Source organism: Sulfitobacter donghicola DSW-25 = KCTC 12864 = JCM 14565 (assembly GCF_000622405.1).
GTDB lineage: Bacteria > Pseudomonadota > Alphaproteobacteria > Rhodobacterales > Rhodobacteraceae > Sulfitobacter > Sulfitobacter donghicola.
Genome location: NZ_JASF01000005.1, coordinates 586,640 through 611,764 on the forward strand (window position 1 = coordinate 586,640; position 25,125 = coordinate 611,764).

Below are 25,125 nucleotides of genomic sequence, written 5' to 3' on the forward strand. Positions count from 1 at the left end.
CTCAATTGGGCATCACGCATGGATGAAGGCATGTAGCAACCAAAGCCCCCGCGTTTTTTGGGGGCGGGGTGGGGGTGCCTTGCCCTGCCCCTTGGCCCCTCAGTGATGTGTGGCGGCGGTCATTGGGTTACCTCAGTCCGCCACCATGGTTGCCTACATGCTCCGACTATGGGTCGATCCGCTAGGTTCACCGTCAAAGAGCCATTCCAGTGTCGTGTCGGTCTGCTTGCAGAAGCACAGCAATTCCACAGTCAGCGCCCCATCCTTGTCTAGCAGTTCCACGGGCGGCGTTATGCCCAGTGCCTTGGCACGCTTGCGCAAACGACTGCGCGTATCCAGCATAACTGGCCCCAAGCCGCTGTTGTGGCCGGACACCTCGACGTGCATGGCCTTGCAAATGCCCCCATGGCGGCTCTTAGGTGAGATTTTCAGCCACTTGTTCAGTTCGAGCAGGACAGCCGCAACGATCTCGCTCTCCCGTTCCACGTCCTGCATGGGCATTTTCGGCTTTGAAACTTCGGGGTTCAGTCTGGTCATGTTTGCTTCTCCAAATCACAACGCGGCGGGATTGCCACGCGAGGGGATCAAGATCGAGACAAAACAAAAGGGTGTGCAAATAGGTGGGCACAAATCATCTGAATTTCAGCAAGCCACTGATTTTTAATGATTTACGTTATTTAAATGGTGCCCAGGGGCGGAATCGAACCACCGACACGAGGATTTTCAATCCACTGCTCTACCCCTGAGCTACCCGGGCACCGGGACCAGCGAACTGGTCGGGTGAGCGCGTTCTAGGGGCTCTGCGCGCGGGTGTCCAGCCCCATTTTGCAAAGCAGAGCAACTAGTTTCACAGGAACCCTAATGCGGCTTGGAAACGGGACTGTTTTCTAAGGCTTCATAGGCCTTTTCTATGTCTTCAGGATCGCTGGATGGGGTTGCATAAGAACCTGACAGCCATTTAGCCAAATCTATGTCTGCGCACCTGCGTGAACAGAACGGGCGGTATTTTTGGTCGGTTTCGCCGTCGCAAATCGGGCAACTCATGCCAGCAGCTCACTTAGCGGTGCGCGCGCACGCTTTCGTTGCAACTCATAGTGGCCCAAAGGTGTCCAACCCACCAAGGTGGTTTCCACTTCATCCGCGCGAAATGCGGCCCTAAGGGCTGTCTCAAAGGGGCGGCGGTCCTTTTTGGGCATGGGAGCCAAATCAAGGACGATCTGCCCCCCTAGCCCCCGCAGGCGCAACGCACGGGGCAAAGCACGTGCGCAGGCCATATTCGCCTTGATCCCAGCAGCCAATGAGGCATCTGCCCCAGTATTCACATCTACGGCAACCAAGGCGCGCGTCGATTCGACATACATAGATGCGCCACCAGACAGGCCTACGCGATCCTGAGCAAGCGCATCTAAATCATCCAAAACGCCGCGTTCTTCAAACCCGCCTGCCTCGGTCACAACTTCTGCCTGCTCAACCCAGTCACGCCATGCCAGAACATGGGGGCCATCCCCTTCCGATAGGGTCTCCATAGAAGAATCATCATCGTTCAGCACCGTCTGGGCAAGAGCCAGCATCGCCTCGATGTCTTCGGCAATCTCTTCGCCGTCAGCCCCTGCGCAGCATGAACGTAGAATCAGGCCATAGTCGGCGCCATCCATAGCGTCATGGGCGATCTCCAAAAGGCGGTCCCGCTCGAGTTCCTCTCTGATCGATCGAGAAATGTTCAGCCCCGGCGCATCGGGCGTAATGATCGCATAGCGGCTTTTGAACAAAATCTTGGAGGTCACGGGAATCGCTTTGCCATCCTCGGCAAAGCCAGTGACCTGCACCAAAATGGGCTGCCCCGGTGCAAGGCCCTTGATCTGGCGTAAAAACGCAGAGCCATCAGGGGTTTTCAGGAACATCCCGCCCTGCCCCTTTACCGGACGGTCGGCAATCGCGCGATAGATCGTGCCAACCCGTGGCGCATCCGAGCTATCCACCAGCAAGTCTTCCAGCTTGCCATCAACAACCAAAGCCGCCGCTTCGATGTCACCTAGGTGGTCCAGAATGATTGTACGGCCTTTCATGAGCCTTCTCCATAAATCGGGTAACCGCTGGCGCGCAGCAGATTTGCTGTTTCGGCAAGAGGTAAGCCCACAATGCCTGTAAACGATCCTGAAATCCAAGGAATGAGAACACCAGCGGGGCCTTGAATGCCATATCCGCCTGCTTTGCCATTCCAATCGCCTGTATCAAGGTAGGCTTTCAGCTCATCTTCGGCGAGGTTCTTCATGCGCACGGTGCTGACAACGTCGCGTTCCCATATCTGGCTGCCGCGTTTAATGGCGACAGCGGTGATCACCTTGTGGCGGCGACCGGACATGGAACGCAAAAACGCCTCGGCCTCGGCGCGATCAGCTGGCTTGCCCAAAATACGGCGACCCAAAGCTACGGTTGTGTCCGCGCAAAGAACGATATCATCCGCGTCAGCGGGCACAGCCGCCACCTTTTCGCGCGCCATACGCGTGCAATAAGGGCGCGGCAGTTCAGCCTTGTTCGGGGTTTCGTCAATATCAGGCGCGCGAATATCATCCGCAAAAACGCCTATTTGCGCCAACAATTCCTTGCGGCGCGGTGATCCTGATCCGAGGATAAATTTCATGAGCACTCCTCGCCCAACCTGCGGGGCGGGCGGGGGTTTTCGTTACTTGAAACGATAGTTGATCCGGCCTTTGGTCAAATCATAAGGGGTCATTTCGACCTGTACCTTATCACCTGCCAGAACGCGGATGCGGTTCTTGCGCATTTTACCTGCCGTATGTGCGATGATCTCATGGCCGTTTTCAAGCTCGACCCGGAACGTCGCATTTGGCAGGAGTTCTTTAACGACACCGGGAAATTCGAGCGTATCTTCCTTGGCCATGGTCTCTCCTGTAAAAACGCCCCCCAATCGGGGACAGGGGCTTAAATGAGGCCATCTGCCTGATTTTTCAAGAGGAGAAGCGGCTCAAAGGGCAATTTATAGCCAGCCAGCCGCCCTCAAAGCGCGATTTCCGGCTAAAGCATAGGTAAAAGCATCAATTCACTAATTCGATATTCCTAATAAACTAGGCTCAGATGATTCCACTCTATGCTAAGAGACGAGAAGTCATTCAGACAAAAGCACCGCGAGAAAGCCTAAAAGTGGAAAACCGAGTACCCAGTGGGACACCCGCGACCTTGACCCTTCCGAGCTGCGCCCTCAGAACCATCCCCTTAAAGAGGAACTTACATGCAAATTAAAGGCATCAGCCTGCGCGGCCTGGAAGTGTTCGAAGCACTCGCAAGAAGCGGCTCAGTCGCCCAAGCGGCAGTAGACACAGGCCTAAGCCAACCTGCGGTCAGCCAGCAGATGCGCAATCTGGAAACGGCTTTATCTACAACATTGGTTGATCATTCGCGGCGCCCTATGCGGCTGACACCGGCAGGGCGTGGATTTTTGCGCCACGCATCGGCGGCCTTGGCTGAATTGCGCATCGCCACTGCCGAGGTGTCTGTGATGGACCTTGCACACCTCAGTGATCTTTCCTTGGGCGTGATTGATGACTTTGATGATGATCTAACCCCCCGCCTTGCATTGATGTTAGCCGACAGCCTCGCAGGGTGCCGGTTTCGCCTGACATCGGCCAGCAGCACAGATTTGGTGCGGATGGTCAGTGAAGATGAATTACATATGGTCATCGCGGCCAGCAGCCATGAAACCCATGAAAAACTGGTTGAATACCCGCTCGCGCGTGATCCTTTCATCCTTGTCACTCCGAATGAACGGGACGAAACGCCAGACGTTTTGCTGAACGCGGTCTCGGACCTGCCCTTTCTGCGCTACACCCAAGACCAGTTAATTTCCCGCCAAATCGAAAGCTACCTGCGGCGCGAAGCAACGCAGCTGCCTGCCCGCTTTGAAATCGGCAGCCATTTGGCCCTTATGTCGATGGTGGCCCATGGCACCGGCTGGACCATCACCACCCCGCTCGGGTTCATGCGGGCCGCACGGTTTCATGACAAGCTTACGGCACATCCCTTGCCCGGCGGTGGAGATGCAAGGCAAATTTCGCTCTTTACCAGTACCGAATGGAGCGGCGAGGTGCCCGGTGACATCACAAAGACCATGCGTAATCTGATGGAACGCCGTATGGTAAACCCCGCCTTGGACCTGATGCCTTGGCTCGAAGGTAAATTCCACATTCTTTAACCGGAGGCGGCCATGCCCGACATCGTCATCTTAACAGGCGCAGGCATCTCAGCCGAAAGCGGCATTGAAACCTTTCGCGCAGACACCGGCCTTTGGGCGCAGCACAAGGTCGAAGACGTTGCGACCCCAGAAGGCTTTGCGCGCAACCCTGAACGCGTTGTGGCATTTTACAATACCCGACGCGCAGGCATCGCCGCAGCCGAACCAAATGCAGCGCATCTTGCATTGGCAAAGCTTGAAGCTGAAAACGATGGTTCTGTGTTGATCGTAACACAAAACATTGACGACCTGCATGAACGAGGTGGGTCACAAAACGTCATCCACATGCATGGGGCTGCTGGCTCGGCTCTTTGTGCGTCATGCGATCATCGCTGGCCTGCGCCACTGGTTATGCATGTCACAGACAGCTGCCCGTCCTGCGGCGCTGCGCCTGCGCGGCCAGACATCGTTTGGTTCGGCGAAATACCCTATCAGATGGACCGGATCATAGATGCGATTTCTGTTGCGGATATTTTTGTATCCATCGGAACCTCTGGCAACGTCTACCCTGCCGCCGGCTTTGTTGCCGAAGCCGCCCGTAACGGTGTTGCCACTTTGGAAATCAATCTGGAGCCTTCAGCCGTTGGATCACAATTTGAAGACGCCATTATGGGGCCTGCGACCCAAACTGTCCCAGCATGGGTTGAACAAATCCTAAATGGCGGGTGATTGGACTTAGCGGTTATGATCAACCGGTATGGTTATCTCGATCTCGCCTGCTTGTTCAAAGACCAATGTCACCTGCACCAACTGCCCTTGGGTCAGGGGTGCGTCCAAGCCGATGAACATCAAATGATCACCGCTGCGCGCAAAGGCATGGCTCTCACCATCCGCAAGGGCAACGCCCTCTTCAATTTTGCTCATGGACATAACACCATTGGCATCTTGGGTATGCCTGTGCAGCTCAACACGGCCTGACAGCTCGGATCGAGCGGCGATCAGGCGGTCATCTTCCCCTGTTTGGTTCCCCAGCACCAAAAACGCCGCAGCCGATTTGGATGTTGGCAAGCTGCTGCGCAGATAGGGTTCCTCAACCCGAAAACCTACCTTGCTTTTATCAAGAGGTGACATTTTCACAGAGACAACAGCGATCACCACTGCAATGGCCGCAAAAAGTACGACAATGCCCATGTTTGCTTTTGGCTTACTCATAAAAACTCCTCTCGTGCCCCAGCTTCTTTGGCGCAATGCTCTACAGGGTTCGCAAACGCAAACAGCCCCGTCCTGCAATCAGGTCGGGGCTGCTAAATCAAAACCGTTCGGTCGCTTAGGACAGAGCTTCTGCCTGAGCGCCGGACTTGGCGATTGCTTTTTTGATCTTCAACGCGTTGTCGGACAGCTCAGTGTCTTTGGCTTTCGCCAAGAACTTGTCCAGACCACCACGGTGATCAACGCTGCGCAATGCGGCAGCAGAGATACGCAGTTTGAAACCACGGCCCAACGCTTCGGACTGAAGTGTTGTTTCGTTCAGGTTTGGCAGAAACCGACGACGTGTGCGGTTCTTGGCGTGGGATACGTTGTTGCCCGACATCGGGCCTTTTCCGGTCAATTCGCAACGGCGCGACATGGGTTCATCCTCTTGGTTTCGGCGCGATGCCTCTCGGGCGGCACCACAGCTAATCAGGCCACATCACCAGCGACCCGTAAATTGGTTCGCAGGCTTTAGGGGGAATCGCGCGGCAGGTCAACCCGCCAAGCCTTCTTTCTCAGGCTTGTTCGTGCAATTCGCGCACAAACGCTGCGGCAGCCGCCCCCGGTTCCTGCGCCCCAGCTGCTACTGCATCGCTGAGGGCGGCAAGTGCTGCGCGTGCATTGGGCGACTCCAACTGAGCTAACAGCGCTGTTTTCACTGCATCTTCAAACCAATAGCGCGCTTGGGCTGCGCGGGTTTGATCCCAAAACCCGTTTTCGCGGCGCCAGTTGATCAAGGTTTGCATCGTTTCCCAAACTTCGGGCAGGCCTTGTTCCTCTAACGCTGAAACTGTCATCGCTTTGGGATAGCCATCGGGATCTTGGGGGCGTTTGCGCATCAGCCTTAGCGCGCCCGCGTAATCGGCTTGGGTACGGATTGCGGTCGCCTTTAGATCCCCATCAGCTTTGTTCACCACGATGACATCAGCCATCTCCATAATGCCACGCTTGACCCCTTGCAGCTCATCGCCTCCCGCAGGCGCAAGCAGCAACAGGAATAGGTCCGCCATCTGCGCCACAACGGTTTCCGATTGCCCCACCCCGACGGTTTCGATCAAGACCACGTCAAATCCGGCTGCCTCGCACAGCGCGACAGCCTCACGCGTGCGCCGTGCAACGCCGCCCAGATGGGTCTGGCTGGGTGAGGGGCGGATAAATGCATTCGGGTCGCGGCTCAGTAAATCCATGCGCGTTTTATCGCCCAAGATCGACCCACCAGAACGGGATGAGCTTGGATCAACCGCCAAAACAGCCACCCGCAGGCCCTGCCCCGTTAGCATCATGCCAAAGCTCTCGATGAACGTGGATTTCCCAACTCCCGGTGTCCCCGACAGGCCAATGCGCAACGCTTCCTTGCTTTTGCCCACCGCGGCCAGCAGCTCGGTTGCTTGGGCGCGGTGATCTTCGCGTCCGCTTTCGACCAAAGTGATCCCCCGCGCCAGCGCGCGCCGCTCGCCTGCGCAAATGCGCTGCGCCATATCGGTGATGTCCATGAGGTCCTCCGTGCCGTTCCACAGCGTTTTTCACGCCAAGCGTTGCGAATGTCCAGCCTTGCCCCCCTCTCGATCTGCGCAGATAAGAAGCCTATGAACGCAACGCTACCAATTGATGACGTCATGCCCGAAGTTCTGGATGCCCTGCGCACCCATGGGCGCCTTGTGCTGCAAGCCCCTCCCGGGGCGGGTAAAACCACCCGCGTGCCGCTGGCCATGTTAGAGGCTGAGGTGACAACTGGTCGTATCCTGATGTTGGAACCGCGTCGCCTTGCCGCACGGGCCGCAGCGGAACGCATGGCCCAAACTTTGGGCGAAGAGGCTGGCCAAACCGTCGGCTACCGTGTGCGCGGTGCCTCTGCCATTTCGAAATCAACCAAGATCGAGGTCGTGACTGAAGGCATCCTGACGCGCATGATCCAGGACAATGCCGAATTGCCTGGAATTGGCGCTGTGATCTTTGACGAATTCCACGAACGCTCGCTGAATGCGGATCTGGGGCTGGCCTTGTGTTTGGAAATCGCCAGCGCTTTGCGCGATGACCTGATGCTGGTGGCCATGTCCGCGACGCTGGATGCTGGTCCGGTCGGCGTGCTCATGGATGCGCCTGTCGTGACCTCTGAGGGGCGCAGCTTTCCTGTCACCTCGCGGTGGCTGGACAAGCCGCTAGCAAAGAGCGTGCGTTTTGAGCAAGCGGTTGCCGATCTGGTTTTACATGCTTTGGAAAACGCCGAAGGCTCGGCGCTGGTCTTTCTTCCTGGTGAGGGTGAGATCCGGCGCGTTGAAGGCCTCCTTTCACGGCAGGTGCCCGGCGATTGCACCGTTGCCCCCCTGTTTGGGGCCATGGATTTCAAGGCACAGCGCGCAGCGATCAACCCTGCCGCATCGGGCCGCAAGATTGTGCTCGCCACCTCTATCGCTGAAACATCCCTGACCATCCAAGGCATCCAGATCGTCGTGGATGCGGGCCGTTCGCGCCGCGCTGAATTCAACGCCTCTTCTGGCATGTCACGTCTGGTCACAACCCGCGTCACACAGGCCGAAGCCACCCAACGCGCAGGCCGCGCGGGCCGCGTGAGCGAAGGTGTCGCCTATAAGCTATGGACCAAAGGTGAAGATGGCGCATTGGCCGCCTACCCCCCTGCCGAAATCGAAAGCGGCGATTTGAGCGCCTTTGCATTGGAACTCGCGCTTTGGGGGGCGCAGGCCAGCGATCTAGCCTTTGTTACCCCACCGCATGAGGGCCGCCTGCAAGAGGCCAAGGCGCTGCTGCGGATGCTGGGCGCGCTGGACGATCACGATAGGATCACCGGGCATGGGCGACAGCTGGCAAAACTGCCCCTACACCCGCGCCTTGGGCATATGGTGACCCGTGGCGGCGCAACCGCTGCAACCCTTGCCGCCATCCTTGCCGAACGCGACCCCCTGCGCAACGCACCGCTAGACCTGAGCCACCGCATCCGCGCCGCAAAGGGAGAGCGCGTGCCCGCTGAGGTCCATCACGCCACCCTTGCGCGGATCCGCCAAGAGGCAAAGCGGCTTGCGCGCTCCACAAACCCCAACGGCCCCGAAGATATCGGCACCCTCGCCGCCCTCGCCTATCCCGACAGGATCGGGTTGCGCCGCGCGGGAGATGCTGCGCGGTTTGTACTTTCTGGTGGCAAAGGCGCGGTCATTCAGGGGGGTGATCCGCTGGCCTCGGCCCGCCTGATCGTTGCTACCGATCTGGACGGCGACCCACGAGAGGCACGCATCCGCCAAGGCACCGCCATCAGCGAAAGCGCCCTGCGCGAAGCTTTCCCCGATCAAATCGCTTGGTTTGATCATTGCGTCTGGTCGCGCCGCGATGGGCGGGTCGAAACCCGACGCCAAGAGCGGCTGGGCGCTTTGGTATTAGATGACCGCACGTGGAACGATGCCCCCCAAGAGGTGATCGCCGAGGCGATGCTGGAGGGTGTCGCGCAACTGGGTCTGCGCCCTGACAAAGCCGCAGCACGTTTCCTGCGCCGTGCCACGTTACTGGTGGATCAACCCGATTTTCCCGACTTTTCCGAAGAGCACCTATTGGCAACGCTGAAGGATTGGCTGCTGCCGCACCTTGGCAATACCCGCAGCACCGCCGACTGGAAGCGGTTCGACCTGCTGCCGGCGCTGCGCGCCCGATTGGATTGGAACCAACAACAAGAGCTAGACCGCCTAGCCCCTGCACATTTTGAAACCCCATTAGGACGGCGCATCGCGATCGACTATGACGGAGACACGCCCAAAATCGCCGTGCGCCTACAAGAAATGTTTGGCGTGACGCGCCACCCTACCGTTGCAGGGCAGCCTATTCAGGTCACCCTGCTCTCCCCCGCCCAGCGCCCTATTCAAGTAACAATGGATGTGCCGCGCTTTTGGGACGGATCATACAGCGATGTGCAAAAGGACATGCGTGCAAAATATCCTCGCCACCCGTGGCCTGATGACCCCCGCGCCGCCGATCCAACGTTAAGGGCCAAACCGCGCGGAACTTAGCTTTGCTCGCGCGCCAAAGCTGGCCATTCAGCGTGGAATTTACCGTCTTTGTCCAGCCGCTCAAACCCGTGCGCACCAAAGAAATCCCGCTGCGCCTGAATAAGGTTCGCCGTGCCGCGCCCGCGGCGCATACTGTCATACCACGCCAGCGTGCCAGAGAGCGAAGGCAAGGCAACACCCATCGAAACGCCTGCCGCCACGACACGGCGCAACGCAGGGATTGTTTGCGCCAGAGTTTCGGCCATAGCAGGCGCAAGGATCAGATGCCCCTGAGGTAACTCACCCCTGAACGCCTGTGCAAAATCATCCAAAAGAGCCGAGCGGATGATGCACCCAGCGCGCCAGATTTCGGATATCCGCGCCATGTCCAAATTCCAGCCAAACTCATCCGATGCAGCAGACAAAACGCGAAACCCCTGCGCATGGGCCAATATGCGCGCAGCCAGAAAGGCCGATTGCAGATCATCCGTTTCGGGCATTTCGGTGGGGATCGCAGCCGCTGACAAAACACCTTCGGCCAACTCCCGCGTTTCTTTTTCCGAAGACCACCCGCGCGCACCTACGGCGCCTTCAATCGCACTGGCCGACTGCCCCATTTTCAGCGCCTCAATGACGGTCCAGCGTCCTGTTCCCTTTTGCCCAGCCTGATCGCGGATAACATCAACGATAGGCTTGTCTGTCTCAGTGTCCATCACCTGCAATGCTGCTGCGCTGACCTCGATCAGATAGGAGCTGAGCGGCCCCTTTTGCCAATCCTCAAACAGTTTGCCGATACGCGGTGCATCCCAGCCCGCACCATCGCGCAGGATGCCATAGACCTCGGCAATCATTTGCATATCGGCATATTCGATACCGTTGTGAACGGTTTTCACAAAATGCCCCGCCCCGTCCGGCCCTAGGTGATCCACACAAGGGTCACCTTCAAACTTTGCGGCAATCGCTTCGGCCATTGGTTTCAGTTGAGTCCAGCTGTGATCTGTGCCGCCAACCATCATCGAGGGGCCGTGCCGTGCACCTTTTTCGCCACCCGACACCCCCATGCCAACGAAATGAGCGCCCGTGCCCTCCAATCGCGCAAAGCGGCGGCGCGTATCGTTGAAATCCGCATTGCCTCCGTCGATGATCGTATCGCCCTCTTCGAGCAGCGGCAGCACCGTTTCGATCATCGCATCCATCGGCGCCCCCGAAGGGATCATAAACAAAATGGTCCGTGGCGTTTTCAACGCGGCGACAAAACCTTCGAGCGACATCTCAGGCACCAGCCTGTCAGCAAGCGAGCCCGCCTCGGCGATAAACGGGGCGATCCAATCGGTCTCGCGGTTGGTGACCGCAACCCGAAAGCCGCTCTCGGACAGGTTCAACGCCAGCGCGCTGCCCATCGTTCCCAAACCGTATACGCCGATATCTGCTTTGCCTGTCGTCATGATTGTCTCCGCTTGTGAGGCCCATGAAAACAACTGGTTGTTTTAGCGCATGGGTGCAAGCCCTAGCCGCGCAGAGAGTCCGGCGTCTGCGGTGTTGCGCCGTTTTCTTCGGCCTGTTTAATCGCGGCTAACATCCCCTGACATAGGGGCGTTGGAACCGATTTTTCCTGCCCCATAGCGATAATCCGCCCCTGCAACGCATCCACTTCGGTCTTGCGGCCCGCCATCAAATCATGCGCCATCGAGGTCCGCGCCTGCGGATCAATTGTAAGCATTTTTGCAGCTATTCGGCGAAACAGAGGGGTCGGCAGCCGCAAGATATGCGGAACCAACCCAACAGGCAGCGGCGTTGTGGGCCGGATCGGGCAATTATGGGCCTTTAGGACGCGCAAAGCCTCGGCCATCTGATCCGCCATCAACCGACGCCAAGGGCGGCTGAGCAGCTGCGCGTGCAGCGTCATCCCCGACAAAGCATTAGGCGCGTTATTCAGATTGAGAAGGAATTTCCCCCATTGAACGGCCTCGATCTCATCGCTTTCGCTTACCCCTAGACCTTTCACATTCATGATCTTGCCAAGCGGCGTTGGCCCTGCGCCGATAACAATGTCACCGCTGGTTGCGCGGTGGAAATGCCCTTTATCCGAAGGCACCACATTAAAGGGGACCATCGCAGCACGGACATCATGATTGGGCAACTCTTTGCGCAATGTATCTGCATGGCCCATGCCATTTTGCAGGCTAACAATAATGGCCTCGGGTTTGGCATAGGCTGCAATCTGTTTCGCGATTTCGGCGGTTGCCGCGGATTTCACGCAGACAAGGATCAGATCGCCACGGCCCAACACCTCTGGTGTGTTATGCAAATCGAGAGATTGCGCAGATAACTGCGCCTCCAAACCCGAAAAATCGCTTACCCTTAGGCCGTTTTTGCCCAAAACATCCAAAATGCGCGGCCGCCCCAAAAAGCTGACCTCTCTTCCCGCGTGAGCCAAAAGGCCACCGACATAACAGCCGATAGCCCCCGCACCAGCGACAACGATATGCATTTTGTCTAAATTATTTTTCAAGGCACCACCGCATGATTGATTTTTGCGCGTGAAGGCGGTTTTCCGCCTCATCAAATACAACCGAGTTGGGACCATCCATAACCGCGTTTGTTGCTTCTTCGTTGCGGTGGGCAGGCAAGCAATGCATGAACAGCGCGTCGGATTTCGCTTTGGCCATGAGGGCCTCGTTCACCTGATAGCCGCGTAGCTGGTTATGGCGGCGCTCGCGGGCGGATTGCGGATCGTGCATGGATACCCAAGTATCCGTCACCACCAGATCAGCGCCCTTCACGGCCTCGTTTGGATCGCGAATTGTTGTGTACAGACCATCCAGTGCTTGCTCGGGCTCTAATGTCTCGGGGCCTGTGAAGACCAGATCAAAGTCAAACTGTTTGGCCGCATGGGCAAAGCTGGCAAAGACATTGTTCCCGTCACCGGACCAAACCACGCGTTTACCCTTGATCGGGCCGTTATGCTCTTCAAAGGTCAGGATATCTGCCATGATTTGGCAGGGGTGTGTGCGATCGGTCAGACCGTTAATTACAGGCACAGTGGCATATTCGGCCATCTCCAGCAGGGTTTGCTCTTCGAATGTGCGGATCATGATCAGGTCAACATAGCGCGACAAAACCCGCGCCGTATCGGCGATGGTCTCACCATGGCCCAGTTGCATATCCGACCCCGACAGGACCATGGTCTGCCCGCCCATTTGGCGTACACCAACATCGAATGAAACACGCGTGCGGGTGGAGGGTTTTTCAAAGATCAGCGCGACCATGTGGTCTTTTAGCGGCTGCTCGTCATCCGGCGCCCCGCGCGGGCGACCAGAACGCGCAGCCTTCATGGAGGCGGCATTGTCGATGATCGAACGCAGCTCGGATTGGTCGGTTTTGTGAATGTCTAGAAAATGTTTCATGGGTGTTCTTTACTTTATGTTCAGGTGTCAGAGCGTTCAGCCCGGACACCTGCTAATTAGAATTGGATTATGCCGCAGCCAGCGCCGTTGCAGCACGATCAAGGCGGGCTATTGCCTCGGTGATTTCTTCATCCGTGATGGTGAGCGGCGGCAACAGGCGGACCACATCATCCGCAGCAGGCACAACGATGACTTCGGCGCCATAGCCCGCGCTCACGACATTGCCACAAGCCACTTTGCATTTCAGGCCCAGCATCAAACCCGTGCCGCGCACCTCTTCAAAGATATCGGGATGCGAGGCCACCAGACCTTCTAGCTTTTGACGCATAAAACCCGCCTTGCGGCTCACCTCGTCCAGAAACGCAGGATCTGCGACGATATCCATCACCTTGGAGCCAACAGCACAGGCCAACGGGTTCCCGCCATAGGTCGAGCCATGGGTGCCCGCCGTCATGCCGCTTGCCGCGTTTTCCGTGGCCAGAACAGCCCCCAAGGGAAAGCCCCCGCCGATGCCTTTTGCCACCATCATGATGTCAGGCGTGATACCTGCCCATTCGTGGGCAAACAGCTTGCCAGTTCTGCCAACGCCACATTGCACCTCATCAAGGATCAACAGAATGCCCTGCGCGTCACATAGCGCGCGGATCTCTTTCATCACGGCATCTGGCAGCGGGCGAATGCCGCCTTCGCCCTGAACAGGCTCAACCAAAATCGCGCAGGTGTTTTCGTTGATCGCGGATTTCAGCGCCTCTAGGTCACCAAAGTCCAAATGCACAAAACCAGGCAGCAAGGGACCAAAACCTTTGGTCATCTTTTCTGAGCCAGCCGCCGCGATCCCCGCCGACGAGCGGCCATGGAACGAACCTGAGAACGTTATAATCTCAACCCGCTCGGGCGCACCTTTTTCATAGAAATACTTGCGCGCCATCTTTACCGCCAACTCACAGCTTTCTGTGCCAGAGTTGGTAAAGAACACCGTATCGGCAAAGGTATTGGCAACGAGCTTATCCGCAAGCGCCTGCTGCTGGGGAATTTCATAAAGGTTGGACGTGTGCCACAACTGCCCTGCCTGTTGGGTCAATGCCTCGACCAGATCAGGGTTGGCATGGCCCAGCGCGTTCACCGCGATGCCCGCGCCCAAATCCAGAAATCGTCGGCCGTCTGCCTCGATCAACCAAGCACCCTCACCCTTTTCAAAGGTCAGGGGCGCACGGGAATAGGTCGGCAGAAGGGTAGCGATCATCTGGTTCATCCTTTCAGGAAAGAAAGCCGCAAAAAGCACACATGGGCATGGGCTGAACGGCTGGTCAAGTAAGTTTGGAAATTGGGTGCCTGTGAGGCACAAGGGATCAAACCTGCCGATAGGCAGATTACGGGCGGCAGATTAGTTGCAGCGTCGTCGGAACAAGATATCTGTTTGCGTGATCATGAAGGCGGTTTAGCGGGTTTCAAAAGATTCGCAAGTGTGCAGATCGCGCGCTTGCGATTGCGATACATCCGCGCCATAGCAAATATATGTACCAGTCCCGCCCCCAGAACAACGCCCTAGCGGCAACGCTTATCCTTGTGGCGACGGCCTTTATTGCCGCGACAACCCTCATGGCAAAAAGCCTTGGCACCGATACGCTGGGCGCGCCGCTTCCCGCGCTTCAGATCAGCCATGGCCGTTTTTTGTTCGCTTTTATAGGGCTTTGCACCGCCGCAACCATTCTAAGGCCCAGTTTCACCAGCCCGCGCTGGCGCCTGCACATTGCGCGTACGACATTTGGCTGGGCTGGCGTTACGCTGATGTTTGCATCGGTTGCCTTTATCCCTCTGGCCGATGCGACAGCGATATCGTTTCTCAACCCCGTTTTTGGGATGATGCTCGCGATTCCGATGCTGGGGGAAAAGGTCGGGCGGGTGCGCTGGTCGGCTGCTGTGCTGGCCCTCATCGGAGCGTTTATCCTATTGCGCCCAACCCCTAGCAGCTTTCAACCCGCAGCAATGTTGGCGCTGGGGGCGGCTGTTGTGATGGGAATGGAGCTGATTTTCATTAAAAAGCTGGCAGGGCGCGAAAACCCGTTTCAGATTTTGCTGGTGAATAATTTGATTGGTCTCATCATCGCGACCTGTGCCGTTTTACCTGTGTGGCAAATACCCACAGGGCCACAATGGGCTGTCCTAGCTGGCATCGGGCTTTGTATGGCCACCGCTCAGACCTGTTTTGTGAATGCAATGGCGCGCGCCGACGCCAGCTTTGTCGCGCCGTTCAGCTATGGAACGCTTATTTTTGCAGCAGTTTATGACGCATTATTTTATGGGGTTCGCCCCGATAGCATCACCTATTTGGGTGCAGCAATCATTCTGGCAGGCGCTTTTTGGCTGGCATTACGCGAAGCGCACCTGAAAAAGCCATCTCCAGCGCAGTCAACTTAGGCGTGGTCCCTTGCACCTGCCGCCATACCCCTTATTATAGGTTATTGAATTTGACAAAGCGGTCCGCCGAGGGCCGCTTTTTACACTGGGGAAGCTTCCATGTCCTGGACCGATGATCGCGTAGAGATTTTGAAAAAGATGTGGGGCGAAGGCCAATCCGCAAGCCAGATCGCCAAAGAGCTGGGCGGCGTGACCCGCAACGCGGTTATTGGCAAGGTGCACCGCCTAGGCCTGTCCAACCGCACAACCGCAGGCGCCGCCGCCAAGGCAGAGCCAAAAGCGAAAGCAAAAGCAGCGCCAAAGCCCAAGCCAGCACCAAAGGCCGCGCCAGAACCTGCCCCAACGCCAGCATCGTCAAAGCCCGACCTCAAGACCGAGCCCGCGATTGCACCACAGCACAACATGCCAGCGCGCAAGCAGATCATTCCTGCGGGCCAGCCTTTGCCGCCCCAGCCTTCGGCCAATGAAATCAGCCCCGAGGCCTTGGCCAAGGTCAATGAGATCGAAAAGAAGGCCAAAAAGCTGAGCTTGATGGAATTGACCGAGCGGACCTGCAAATGGCCTGTTGGCGATCCGGCGACCGAAGATTTCTGGTTCTGTGGTCTGCCCGTCAAAACCGGCAAACCATATTGCGAAGCCCACGTCGGCGTGGCCTTCCAACCCATGAGCGCGCGCCGCGACCGCCGCCGCTAAGACATCCTTTCAGTCTGCAACGATCACAGACTGAAACAATTGCCACGCAGTCTTGAGTTGCTGAACCGTGCTAAGCATGGTCTGAAAACCTGTACGATGCGAATAAGGATTCCTCATGTCTGCCCCTAATACGATCCGCGCAGCAGATGCGCTTGCCCGTCGTCTCTATGCCGCCGGTTGCCGCCATGCCTTTGGAATGCCGGGGGGTGAGGTGCTGACAGTTGTTGACGCGCTAGAGGCTGCGGGTATCGAATTTATCCTTTGTAAACATGAGAATGCAGCGGGTTTCATGGCCGAAGCAGCATGGCACCAAACCGGAGCACCCGGCATTTTGGTCGCGACAATCGGCCCTGGCGTTTTGAACGGCATCAACTCCATCGCCAACGCACAACAAGACCGCGTGCCGCTGATTGTTCTGTCCGGCTGCGTTGATGCAGCCGAGGCCGAGACCTACACCCATCAGGTTCTCGACCAGCAGGCGGTTTTACGCCCGATCACCAAAGCTTCGTTCAGGTTCAGCGCGGGCGCCGCACATGTGGTTGCGGACAAAGCCGTCGGCATCGCGCTTGAAGGGCGGCCTGGCCCTGTTCACATCGATGTGCCAATCTCGACAGCCGATGCGCTGATTGACGCACAGGCGCCTGCCCCCAGAGCTGCGGCTGCGCGTACGGCCCTTGCTGGGCAGTCTCTAGATACCGCCCGCGACTGGCTTTCTGATGCGCAAAAACCAGTGATCATCCTTGGCGTTGACGCCATGAACGAAGGCGCCGCCCCTGCGGTGAGCCAATTCGCCAAAACCTTTAACATCCCAGTAATCACAACCTACAAAGCTAAAGGGATGATCGACGAAAACGCCCCCCTCGCTTTGGGCGGGGCGGGGCTTTCACCGCTTGCTGATAAACATCTGGTGCCCTTTGTCCAAAAATCCGACCTGATCATCTGTGTCGGCTATGACCCGATCGAGATGCGCCCCGGCTGGCGCGACATTTGGGATCCACGCGTCACCCGCGTGATCGACATTACCGCAGAGCCAAACCACCACTACATGCATCAGGCAAGCCTGAACGTCATCGCAGATTGCGCTGCCAGTTTGGCAGCTATCGCTGATGGTGTGACGCCTCGTGCAACTTGGGCGGACGACGAAATCGCACAGACCAAAGCGGCCCTTGCTGCTGATTTCCCCCGAGACGAGCCTTGGGGCCCTGCTGCAATCATCGACACATGCCGCAGCCACCTGCCCCTCGACACAATCGCCACTGCCGATAGCGGCGCACACCGGATTTTGCTGAGCCAGATGTGGACCTGCACACAACCCCGCGGGCTGTTGCAGTCTTCCGCGCTTTGCACGATGGGATGCGCCCTGCCATTGGCCATTGGCACGGCATTATGCGCACCGGATAGAACTGTCGTGTCCTTTTCGGGTGATGCGGGTTTCTTGATGATCGCGGGCGAGCTTTCAACCGCGAAAGAGCTGGGGATCAAGCCGATCTTTATCGTCTTCGTTGATGCCTCCCTTGCCTTGATCGAGCTGAAACAGCGCCAACGCCAGATGCGCAATGCCGCCGTTGATTTCGGCGCGCATGACTTTGCTGCCATGGGCCAAGCCTTTGGCGGGGCGGGCCACACGGCAACCAACCGCCCAGAGCTGGAAGCCGCCTTGAAGATCGCGCAATCGGCAGATACTTTCAGCGTCATCGCCTGTGTAATCGAAAGAGGCGCATATGACGGACGCATCTAAAACTGTTGGCGCGCTGGACGGACTTTTTGTTCTGGATCTGTCGCGCATTCTGGCAGGGCCTACCGCCACGCAAATGTTGGGCGATATGGGCGCTACGGTGATCAAGATCGAAAACCCTAAAACCGGTGGCGATGATACCCGCGGCTGGGGGCCGAACTATGCCCGAAACGAAGATGGATCGCCCACCGATCTATCTGCCTATTTCATGTCGGCCAATCGCAACAAACATTCTGTAGCCGTGGATATCGCCACCCCAGAAGGTCAGGATATCATCCGCTGCCTTGCTGCGCGCGCCGATGTGATCGTTGAAAATTTCAAGCCTGACGGGTTGGTGAAATACGGTCTGGACCATGCCACGCTTTGCGCCGCGCACCCCGAGTTGGTCTATTGTTCGATCTCGGGCTACGGCCAAACCGGCCCGAACCGCGACAAGCCAGGGTACGATCTGATGGCCCAAGGGTTTGGTGGCATCATGTCCCTAACAGGTGACCCCGAGGGTGCTCCAACAAAGGTTGGTGTCGGCATCGCAGATGTAATGTGCGGCATGTACGCCACCATCGGCATCCTCACAGCCCTGCACCATCGTCAAAAAACCGGCGAAGGGCAGCACGTTGAGCTGGGGCTGGTTGATACGCAAATGGCGTGGTTGATTAACGAGGGGCTGAATTTTCTCACCTCTGGCGATCTGCCAGTTCGGCGAGGCAACGCGCACCCCAACATCGTGCCTTATGACGCGTTCCAAGTGGCGGATGGATATTTCCTGCTGGCCGTTGGGAATGACGCCCAATTTGCCAGATTCTGCGATGTGATTGGATTGCCAGAGCTTTCTGCCAACCCCGATTTCACAACCAACCTTGCCCGAATCGAAAACCGCGAAGCCTTGATGGCGCACATCAATCCGGTTCTGCGATCGTGGAACAAGGCCGATATTCTAGAGGCTCTTCGTGCGGTCAAAGTCCCTGCTGGGCCGATCAACAACATCGAAGAGGCCCTGACATCGGATCAGGCAGTGGCGCGCGGCGCAGTGCGTGATGTTGCAGCCCAAGGCGTGAAGGGTGGCGAGGTGAAATTGCTTGGCAACCCGCTTAAGTTTTCAGCGACTCCCGTGAAATACAACCGCGCGCCACCGCGATTTGGGCAAGACACGGAAGAAGTTTTTGAAACATGGCTGAAAGATTAACTCTTTCGTTAAGACTTTAGCCGAAATTTACAGCGATACCCCCCAGAATCGAGCCGCTTAGGTGACCAATTTGAAATGCCGCTCACAAAACATCGCTTCCCCTTCACGTTGCCGTGTGTCTTCCGCCTCAGGCATGACCTGCGCGCAATCGCTAGTCTAAGATTGACCCAAGGCGCCTCTCGAATGGCGCGCCATGACTTATTCAAAAGGTACCGTACCAGTGACCCAGACCGATATTTGTTTCTGCCCCGTCTCGCTGACTTCCTCGGCTGCATTAGAGCATTGGAATGGTGTCATCCTTGGGCTTTTGTCCCATGGCACACAAACGCCCGTGCATTTAGGGCGCTTGATGGAAGCCGAACCAGATTTCGCCATGGGCCATGCTGCACGCGGGTTGTTTTGCCTGATGACAGGGCGCGCCGAAGTTATTGGCGCAGCATGGGAGGCCTTGGTCACCGCGCAAACCTGCGCCGCACAAGGGCAGATCACAGAACGCGAGCGCGGGTGGATCACAGCTTTGTCGCTTTGGCTGGAAGGAAAGCCGACGGCAGCTGTTGCCGCTGCTGAAACCGTATTGCGTGCGATGCCCCATGACACTGTCACCGCAAAGCTAAGCCATGGCATCCGCTTTATGATCGGTGACAGCGCTGGCATGCGCCGCTCGATTGAGCGGGTTTTAGATGCCCATGGCACAGATCATGCCTGTTACGGTTATCTTCAAGGGTGCCACGCATTTACCTTGGAAGAAACAGGGGAATATGAATTGGCAGAAGAGGCAGGTCTAAAAGGGCTGCTTTATGCCAAGGATGACGCATGGGGTTTGCATGCTGTTGCCCACGTTCATGATATGACTGCCCGTCCAGATTGTGGCATTGCGCTGATCGAACAGAATACGGCGGCTTGGGGCGCTTCTAACAACTTTCGGTATCATGTTTGGTGGCACAAGGCGTTGCTTCATATCGAACGCGGAGAGTTGGATACCGCTCTTGGTTTGTATGATGCGCAGATCCGCGCAGATAAAACCGATGATTACCGCGACATCTCAAACGCGACATCCCTGTTGATGCGCCTAGAACTAGAGGGCAAAGCGATTGGTAACCGCTGGGAAGAATTGGCGAATTTCTCGGAAAACCGCGTCGAAGACGGCTGTTTGGTTTTTGCTGATCTGCACTATCTGCTGGCCCTCACGGGTGCAGATCGCGGAGAAGCACGTGATGCGATGAGCGCGCGTTTCGCACGTGACGCAGCAAAACCGGGTGAGATGCCTGCGCGTGTACAAGACCCCGGTCTTGCCGCTGTTGCGGGGCTGAATGCCTTTTCCGAAGGCCGTTATGATGAAGCATTTCAAAATCTTGCCGCGGCCCGTCCTATGATGCCGACAATTGGTGGCAGTCACGCGCAACGTGATGTATTCGAGCGCATGACAATCGACGCGGGGCTGCGTGCAGGGCGTTATGACGCAACCGAAACCATTTTGCGGGACCGTCAAAACCTGCGTGGCGGGCATCTTGACCGCTTTGCCACAACTCGTTTTGAAAAGCTAAACGCTGCCCGCAGCATTGCGGCACAATAACCAACCGGATCACCCAATAAAATGACGCTTGCCGCCACTAACGCCCCCAGTATGACCGCCACACCCGCTGCCGCCGCCCCCCGCGTGCGGGATCTGCGGTTGGATTTTTTCCGTGGCATCGCCATGTTTATCATTTTGATCGCCCACACGCCGGGCAACTTTCTAACCTCGTGGATTCCCGCGCGCTGGGGGTTCTCTGATGCAACCGAAATGTTTGTGTTCTGCTCGGGCATGGCTTCCGCCATTGCCTTTGGCGGGGCATTTCATCGCTCGGGCTGGGTGTTGGGAACTGCGCGCGTCGGGTTTCGCGTCTGGCAAGTTTACTGGGCCCACATCGGGCTTTTTATTGCTGTTGCCGCGCTGATGGCGGGGTTCGATTATTACGGTGGTTACGACAAAACCTATATCGGCTCATTGAACCTTTGGAAGTTCTTTGCTGATCCGGCGGTGCCTTTGTTGGGGTTGGTTACGCTCTCTTATGTACCCAATTATTTCGACATTTTGCCCATGTATATGGTTGTGCTTGCTATGATGCCTTTGGTGATGGCGATTCAACGTGTCCACACGGGGTTTGTTTTTCTTTTCATGACCTTGGTCTGGATCGGCGCACAGGATGCCCTATGGGGCGCGGCGCATTTTTCGCTTCCGGCCGAGCCGTGGTCTGAGCGCAGCTGGTTCTTTAATCCCTTTGGCTGGCAGCTCATCTTTTTCACAGGCTTTGCCTTTATGCGCGGCTGGATTCCCAAACCGCCGGTTCACATCGCCTTGATCGCCTTGGCCGCGTTCATCGTCTTGGCCAATATTCCGCTTAGCAATATTGGTGTACGGGCTGTTGCGCGGGATTGGTTTTTTGTAACCGAAACAGGCAATCCGGTTATCGACGCCCGCCTTGCGATCAAGCCCCTCATCGACAAAAGCGATTTTGGGCTGTTCCGGTTCATTCATTTCCTCTCGCTTGCTTATCTGGCTTGGGTGTTGGCTGGTGATAAGGGCGATAATCTTTTGCCGCGAGGGGCTGGTTTGATTGCCCGTGTGTGGGATGAAATCCTAAAGGTCATTCTAAAGGTCGGCCAGCAATCCCTAGCGGTGTTCATTGTCTCCATGTTCACAGCGCGTGTCATGGGTTTTGTGATGGACCAAATTGGCCGCAGCACTGGAACGACCCTAATCGTAAACCTTGCCGGAGCAATCATCCTTGTTGCGACAGCATATGGCGCCGGCTGGTTCAAATCCCAACCCTGGAAGCGGAAATCCTGATGTTTCGTCGTGATGTATTAAAAGCTTTGGCCGCGCTGGCCGCTACCCCTACCGCAGCTTTGGCTGGCAATAGCAGCTTGCAGACTGGCGGCTCGACAACGCCGTTCAACGATCAAACTGTGCGCAATCTGGCCCGCGCTCTTGCCGACAAGGACTATATGCCTCGCCCGACCATTCCACAGGAATGGCAGGACATCAGCTATGATCAATATCGCAGGATCTGGTTTGATACGGACAACGCTCTTTGGGAGGGAACTGATGTTCCCCTGCGATTGGATGTTTTTTCACCCGGTTTGTATTTCCCCCAAGCAGTAGATGTAAGCATCGTCGAAGATGGTGGCGCAACGCCGCTATTGTTCGACTTTGACGTTTTCCACAAATCCGCAACCTTCCCCGAATTGCCGCAAAGCGATCATTTAGGCTATTCTGGCATCCGTTTACGCGCTGATTTGCGCGGAACAGGCCGTCATACTGAATACGCTGTTTTTCAGGGTGCCAGCTATTTCAGAGGCATCGGAACCGGCGAAACCTATGGTTTGTCCGCGCGGGGGCTGGCCCTGAAAACCGCTGATCCGATGGGCGAAGAGTTTCCCGATTTTGTCGCCTTTTGGTTAGAGACCCCGAACACCGCCGATAAATCGGTCACGCTATACGCGTTGATGGACAGCCCCAGCTGCACGGGCGCCTATCGGTTTGAAATCGCCCATGGTGATATTATGAATATGGAGGTCGAGGCGACCATTTTTGCGCGCACCGATCTTGCGCATGTTGGGATTGCCCCGCTGACCTCGATGTTCATGTTTGATGGGACAGATCGCGCGCGGTTTTCCGATTTCCGCCCCAACGTGCATGATAGCGATGGGTTGTTGATCCATAACGGCGCAGGCGAGGTCATTTGGCGGCCTTTGGCCAACCCGAAAACCTTGCAGGTCAGCGCCTTTGGAGATCACAACCCCAAAGGGTTCGGCCTCATGCAGCGCAAACGCGAGTTTGGCGATTTCAACGACCTTGAGGCACTTTACCACAACCGCCCTTCCGCATGGATCACCCCTCGCGGCGATTGGGGGGCTGGGGCTGTTACATTGGTTGAAATCCCGACCGATTTGGAAATCTATGACAATATTGTCTCCTATTGGCGCCCCGCCCAGCCGATCGTAGCAGGCAGTGAAACCACCTTGCGCTATGGGCTACAATGGGGGGCTGACCCCTCACCCGACATGCCCCCCCTCTTGCCCGTTGTAAAAACCGCCATGGGGGAACGCCCCGAGGGCGGGATTTTGATGGTGATTGATTTTGATAATGGCCCTGCCATGCCTGATGATCTGGACGAGATCGAAATCACTCTGCGGAGCAATCATGGCTCTACCACCAAAGGGGTGCTGCAACGTAATCCAGAAACAAACGGCCCCCGCCTTGCCTTTACCTTTGATCCGCAAGGGAGCGAGGTTGCAGAGTTTCGCGTGCAACTGCGCAAGGCTGATGCCCCCCTCAGCGAAGTATGGCTCTACAGATGGACAAAAACCGCATGAGCGATTTGCCCGCCCCATATGACATGCCCCCAGCGGCCCCCCTAGTTGCGCAAGAACAGGCGCTAAAACAGGCCCCGCAACGCGCCACACCTGCGCATATGCGCAGCAAACACGGCTGGCGTTTGGCTACATTTGTACCCGCAGTCATCGGGACCGCCTTTCTGATGTTTGGACTATACGGATGGCTGGCCAACGGCGGGATGAGCGGGATGGAATGGGCCTTGCTCAGCATGATTGGTGCCACCTTTGTTTGGGTAACCTTGTCGGTTTCCACAGTAGGCGTTGCGATTGCAGGCTTGCTGGCCCGCGCCCAAGCAGATGCGCGGCCTGTTGGTGACATTGCGGGGCTGGACGTGGCCCTATTGGTTCCGGTCTATAACGAAGTACCCCAAAACGTCTTCGGCAATGCCGCCGCTATGCTGCAGGACCTTTCAAACCGTAACAGCCCACATATTTACACGCTGTTCGTGCTATCCGATACGCGCGACGAAGACATCGCGGCACAAGAATGGGCCGCCTATCAGGATCTTCGCGCCAATGCGCCTGACAGGTTTACCGTCCATTATCGTCGCCGCGCCATGAACACGGATAAAAAAGTTGGCAACATCGCAGAGTGGACGCGCGGGTGGGGTGCGGCCTATGAAGGCATGGTCGTGTTGGATGCAGATAGCCTCATGAGTGGCCGCGCGATTGATCGCCTTGCCTCGGAGCTATCCAGCGATCCACATGCGGGCCTGATCCAGACCTTTCCAATGCTGATCGGTGCGCAGACTGTTTTTGCACGCCTTCAGCAGTTTTCGAACATCGCCTACGGCTGGCTGTTGGCCGAGGGCCTTGCCACATGGGCGCGGTCAGAAGGAAACTATTGGGGACATAATGCAATCATCCGTACCCGCGCCTTTGCGGCCAGCGCAATGCTCCCCCATATGCGCGGGGCCAATGGGCGCAAGGAATTGATCCTCAGCCATGACTTTGTCGAGGCTGGCCTTTTGCGACGCGCAGGATGGGGCGTTCGGTTTCTACCGCGTGTGACGGGCAGTTTCGAAGAAACGCCAGCAACCCTGATTGATTACGTCATTCGGGACCGCCGCTGGTGCCGTGGCAACCTGCAACACCTACGCCTGCTTGGCACCAAAGGGCTGCACCCTGTTTCGCGCTTTCACTTGTTCCATGGGGCGGTCGCCTATCTTCTCAGCCCTGCATGGTTCTTCCTGTTGGTGATCTGGGCCTTGCTGGGGAAGGATTCCGAAACCAACGTCATCCGCTACTTTAACGAGGCAAACCCCCTGTTCCCCGATTGGCCCCCCGCGATGAGCCATATCGACAGCGCCGTTTTCCTTGTGATCATGTATGCGATGCTTTTGACGCCAAAGATTGCAGGCGCTGGGATTATCGCGGCAACCCCTCGCGCGGCACGTCTGTTTGGTGGACCTCGGGCGTTCCTTGGTAGTTTCCTTTTAGAGGTCGCCCTATCGATCGCTTATGCGCCAATCATGATGATCCAACAATCAAAAGCGGTCTGGCGCGCCCTTTCCACCAAACAAGAAGCTTGGGCACCCCAAGCACGGGATGCACGCCAGCATAGCTGGTCAACGTTGCTGCGGTTTCACTGGGTTGAAATGGTTCTCGGTGCGCTGCTGCTCAGCGGGTTTATTGCTGGGCTTATATCGGTCTGGCTTGCTCCGATTATGATCAGCCTTTTGATGGCAGTACCTTTATCTGCCCTTTCGGGAATGAAAGTACCCGAGAACGCCCCAGCCCCCTTGCGCCTTGATAGCCCCTTTACCCTGCGCGAACCCGCTATCGTTCGCCGCGCCCAGCGCGAAAGGGAAAGATTGGAAATCACCTTGGCTGCGCGGGATATCCCAGCCGAATAGATTTTGACCAAGCAAAGAAAAAGG

23 protein-coding genes and 1 tRNA gene are annotated in these 25,125 nt (G+C 57.0%); 11 read left to right on the plus strand and 13 right to left on the minus strand.

Translation table 11 applies throughout. The annotated features are described in order from the left end of the window. Nucleotides 1-153 precede the first annotated feature (153 nt). The 6 genes from Z948_RS0103850 to infA form a co-directional block, all read right to left on the minus strand. Entirely contained in the window at nucleotides 154-537 is a 384-nt protein-coding gene (locus Z948_RS0103850) for a hypothetical protein (RefSeq protein WP_037951654.1), read from the minus strand. Between the two features lie 145 nt (nucleotides 538-682). Continuing rightward, a tRNA-Phe gene (locus Z948_RS0103860) sits at nucleotides 683-757 on the minus strand. A gap of 101 nt (nucleotides 758-858) precedes the next feature. Beyond that, the gene (locus tag Z948_RS18690; protein ID WP_081784023.1) at nucleotides 859-1,044 is read right to left on the minus strand and encodes a DNA gyrase inhibitor YacG; all 186 of its coding nucleotides are present in this window, start codon (nucleotides 1,042-1,044) and stop codon (nucleotides 859-861) included. Then, nucleotides 1,041-2,066, minus strand: coding sequence for a ribonuclease E/G (locus tag Z948_RS0103865; RefSeq protein ID WP_025058259.1), 1,026 nt, complete (start codon nucleotides 2,064-2,066; stop codon nucleotides 1,041-1,043). Before Z948_RS0103865 ends, Z948_RS18690 begins: the two co-directional genes overlap by 4 nt. After that, entirely contained in the window at nucleotides 2,063-2,641 is a 579-nt protein-coding gene (locus Z948_RS0103870) for a Maf family protein (protein ID WP_025058260.1), read from the minus strand. The genes Z948_RS0103865 and Z948_RS0103870 overlap by 4 nt, the downstream gene beginning before the upstream one ends. A 42-nt stretch (nucleotides 2,642-2,683) precedes the next feature. Next, a complete protein-coding gene (gene infA, locus Z948_RS0103875) occupies nucleotides 2,684-2,902 on the minus strand; it encodes a translation initiation factor IF-1 (protein WP_005978431.1) in 219 nt (72 codons plus the stop codon). Nucleotides 2,903-3,250: 348 nt separating this feature from the next. Here infA and Z948_RS0103885 point away from each other — a divergent pair, with 348 nt between their 5' ends. Together Z948_RS0103885 and Z948_RS0103890 are read left to right on the plus strand one after the other, a co-directional pair. Continuing rightward, nucleotides 3,251-4,210 carry a LysR family transcriptional regulator gene (locus tag Z948_RS0103885; protein WP_025058261.1) on the plus strand — a complete coding sequence of 320 codons (960 nt, stop codon included), beginning with the start codon at nucleotides 3,251-3,253 and terminating at the stop codon, nucleotides 4,208-4,210. Nucleotides 4,211-4,222: 12 nt separating this feature from the next. Then, nucleotides 4,223-4,918 (plus strand): NAD-dependent deacylase, encoded by a 696-nt coding sequence (locus Z948_RS0103890; protein WP_025058262.1) that lies wholly within the window; start codon nucleotides 4,223-4,225, stop codon nucleotides 4,916-4,918. A gap of 6 nt (nucleotides 4,919-4,924) precedes the next feature. Here the strand turns inward: Z948_RS0103890 and Z948_RS0103895 are convergent, their stop codons facing one another. From Z948_RS0103895 to meaB, 3 genes are all read right to left on the minus strand, one after another. Then, on the minus strand, nucleotides 4,925-5,401 hold the full coding sequence (locus Z948_RS0103895; RefSeq protein WP_052033076.1) for a copper chaperone PCu(A)C: 477 nt from the start codon (nucleotides 5,399-5,401) through the stop codon (nucleotides 4,925-4,927). 115 nt (nucleotides 5,402-5,516) lie between these two features. Further along, nucleotides 5,517-5,816 carry a 50S ribosomal protein L28 gene (rpmB, locus tag Z948_RS0103900; protein WP_025058264.1) on the minus strand — a complete coding sequence of 100 codons (300 nt, stop codon included), beginning with the start codon at nucleotides 5,814-5,816 and terminating at the stop codon, nucleotides 5,517-5,519. A gap of 139 nt (nucleotides 5,817-5,955) precedes the next feature. Continuing rightward, nucleotides 5,956-6,933: a methylmalonyl Co-A mutase-associated GTPase MeaB gene (meaB, locus tag Z948_RS0103905; RefSeq protein ID WP_025058265.1), complete on the minus strand. Its 978-nt coding sequence runs from the start codon at nucleotides 6,931-6,933 to the stop codon at nucleotides 5,956-5,958. Between the two features lie 93 nt (nucleotides 6,934-7,026). On the opposite strand from meaB, the gene hrpB reads away from it, so the two are divergent. Further along, complete coding sequence (gene hrpB / locus Z948_RS0103910) at nucleotides 7,027-9,450, plus strand: ATP-dependent helicase HrpB (RefSeq protein WP_025058266.1); 2,424 nt, start codon at nucleotides 7,027-7,029, stop codon at nucleotides 9,448-9,450. Here the strand turns inward: hrpB and gndA are convergent. From gndA to Z948_RS0103930, 4 genes are all read right to left on the minus strand, one after another. Further along, nucleotides 9,447-10,874, minus strand: a complete 1,428-nt coding sequence (gene gndA / locus Z948_RS0103915) for an NADP-dependent phosphogluconate dehydrogenase (protein ID WP_025058267.1) — start codon at nucleotides 10,872-10,874, stop codon at nucleotides 9,447-9,449. The genes hrpB and gndA overlap by 4 nt on opposite strands. A gap of 62 nt (nucleotides 10,875-10,936) precedes the next feature. After that, the gene (locus tag Z948_RS0103920; protein WP_025058268.1) at nucleotides 10,937-11,920 is read right to left on the minus strand and encodes a 2-dehydropantoate 2-reductase; all 984 of its coding nucleotides are present in this window, start codon (nucleotides 11,918-11,920) and stop codon (nucleotides 10,937-10,939) included. A 10-nt stretch (nucleotides 11,921-11,930) separates the two neighbouring features. Next, entirely contained in the window at nucleotides 11,931-12,836 is a 906-nt protein-coding gene (gene argF, locus Z948_RS0103925; RefSeq protein ID WP_025058269.1) for an ornithine carbamoyltransferase, read from the minus strand. 67 nt (nucleotides 12,837-12,903) lie between these two features. Further along, nucleotides 12,904-14,079: an aspartate aminotransferase family protein gene (locus Z948_RS0103930; RefSeq protein ID WP_025058270.1), complete on the minus strand. Its 1,176-nt coding sequence runs from the start codon at nucleotides 14,077-14,079 to the stop codon at nucleotides 12,904-12,906. A 272-nt stretch (nucleotides 14,080-14,351) separates the two neighbouring features. On the opposite strand from Z948_RS0103930, the gene Z948_RS0103935 reads away from it, so the two are divergent. The 8 genes from Z948_RS0103935 to mdoH all read left to right on the plus strand — a co-directional run bounded on the left by Z948_RS0103935 (nucleotide 14,352) and on the right by mdoH (nucleotide 25,101). After that, nucleotides 14,352-15,254, plus strand: a complete 903-nt coding sequence (locus Z948_RS0103935) for a DMT family transporter (RefSeq protein ID WP_025058271.1) — start codon at nucleotides 14,352-14,354, stop codon at nucleotides 15,252-15,254. A 99-nt stretch (nucleotides 15,255-15,353) separates the two neighbouring features. After that, nucleotides 15,354-15,947, plus strand: coding sequence for a GcrA family cell cycle regulator (locus Z948_RS0103940; protein WP_025058272.1), 594 nt, complete (start codon nucleotides 15,354-15,356; stop codon nucleotides 15,945-15,947). A gap of 115 nt (nucleotides 15,948-16,062) precedes the next feature. Further along, a complete protein-coding gene (locus Z948_RS0103945) occupies nucleotides 16,063-17,685 on the plus strand; it encodes a thiamine pyrophosphate-binding protein (protein WP_025058273.1) in 1,623 nt (540 codons plus the stop codon). After that, nucleotides 17,669-18,865, plus strand: coding sequence for a CaiB/BaiF CoA transferase family protein (locus Z948_RS0103950; protein WP_025058274.1), 1,197 nt, complete (start codon nucleotides 17,669-17,671; stop codon nucleotides 18,863-18,865). The genes Z948_RS0103945 and Z948_RS0103950 overlap by 17 nt, the downstream gene beginning before the upstream one ends. Nucleotides 18,866-19,058: 193 nt before the next feature. Further along, entirely contained in the window at nucleotides 19,059-20,438 is a 1,380-nt protein-coding gene (locus Z948_RS0103955; RefSeq protein WP_156023481.1) for a tetratricopeptide repeat protein, read from the plus strand. 51 nt (nucleotides 20,439-20,489) lie between these two features. After that, nucleotides 20,490-21,695 (plus strand): OpgC family protein, encoded by a 1,206-nt coding sequence (locus tag Z948_RS0103960; protein ID WP_156023480.1) that lies wholly within the window; start codon nucleotides 20,490-20,492, stop codon nucleotides 21,693-21,695. Continuing rightward, the gene (locus Z948_RS0103965) at nucleotides 21,695-23,224 is read left to right on the plus strand and encodes an OpgD/OpgG family glucan biosynthesis protein (RefSeq protein ID WP_037951651.1); all 1,530 of its coding nucleotides are present in this window, start codon (nucleotides 21,695-21,697) and stop codon (nucleotides 23,222-23,224) included. The genes Z948_RS0103960 and Z948_RS0103965 overlap by 1 nt, the downstream gene beginning before the upstream one ends. Then, a complete protein-coding gene (gene mdoH, locus Z948_RS0103970; RefSeq protein ID WP_025058278.1) occupies nucleotides 23,221-25,101 on the plus strand; it encodes a glucans biosynthesis glucosyltransferase MdoH in 1,881 nt (626 codons plus the stop codon). Before Z948_RS0103965 ends, mdoH begins: the two co-directional genes overlap by 4 nt. The last annotated feature ends 24 nt before the right edge of the window (nucleotides 25,102-25,125 follow it).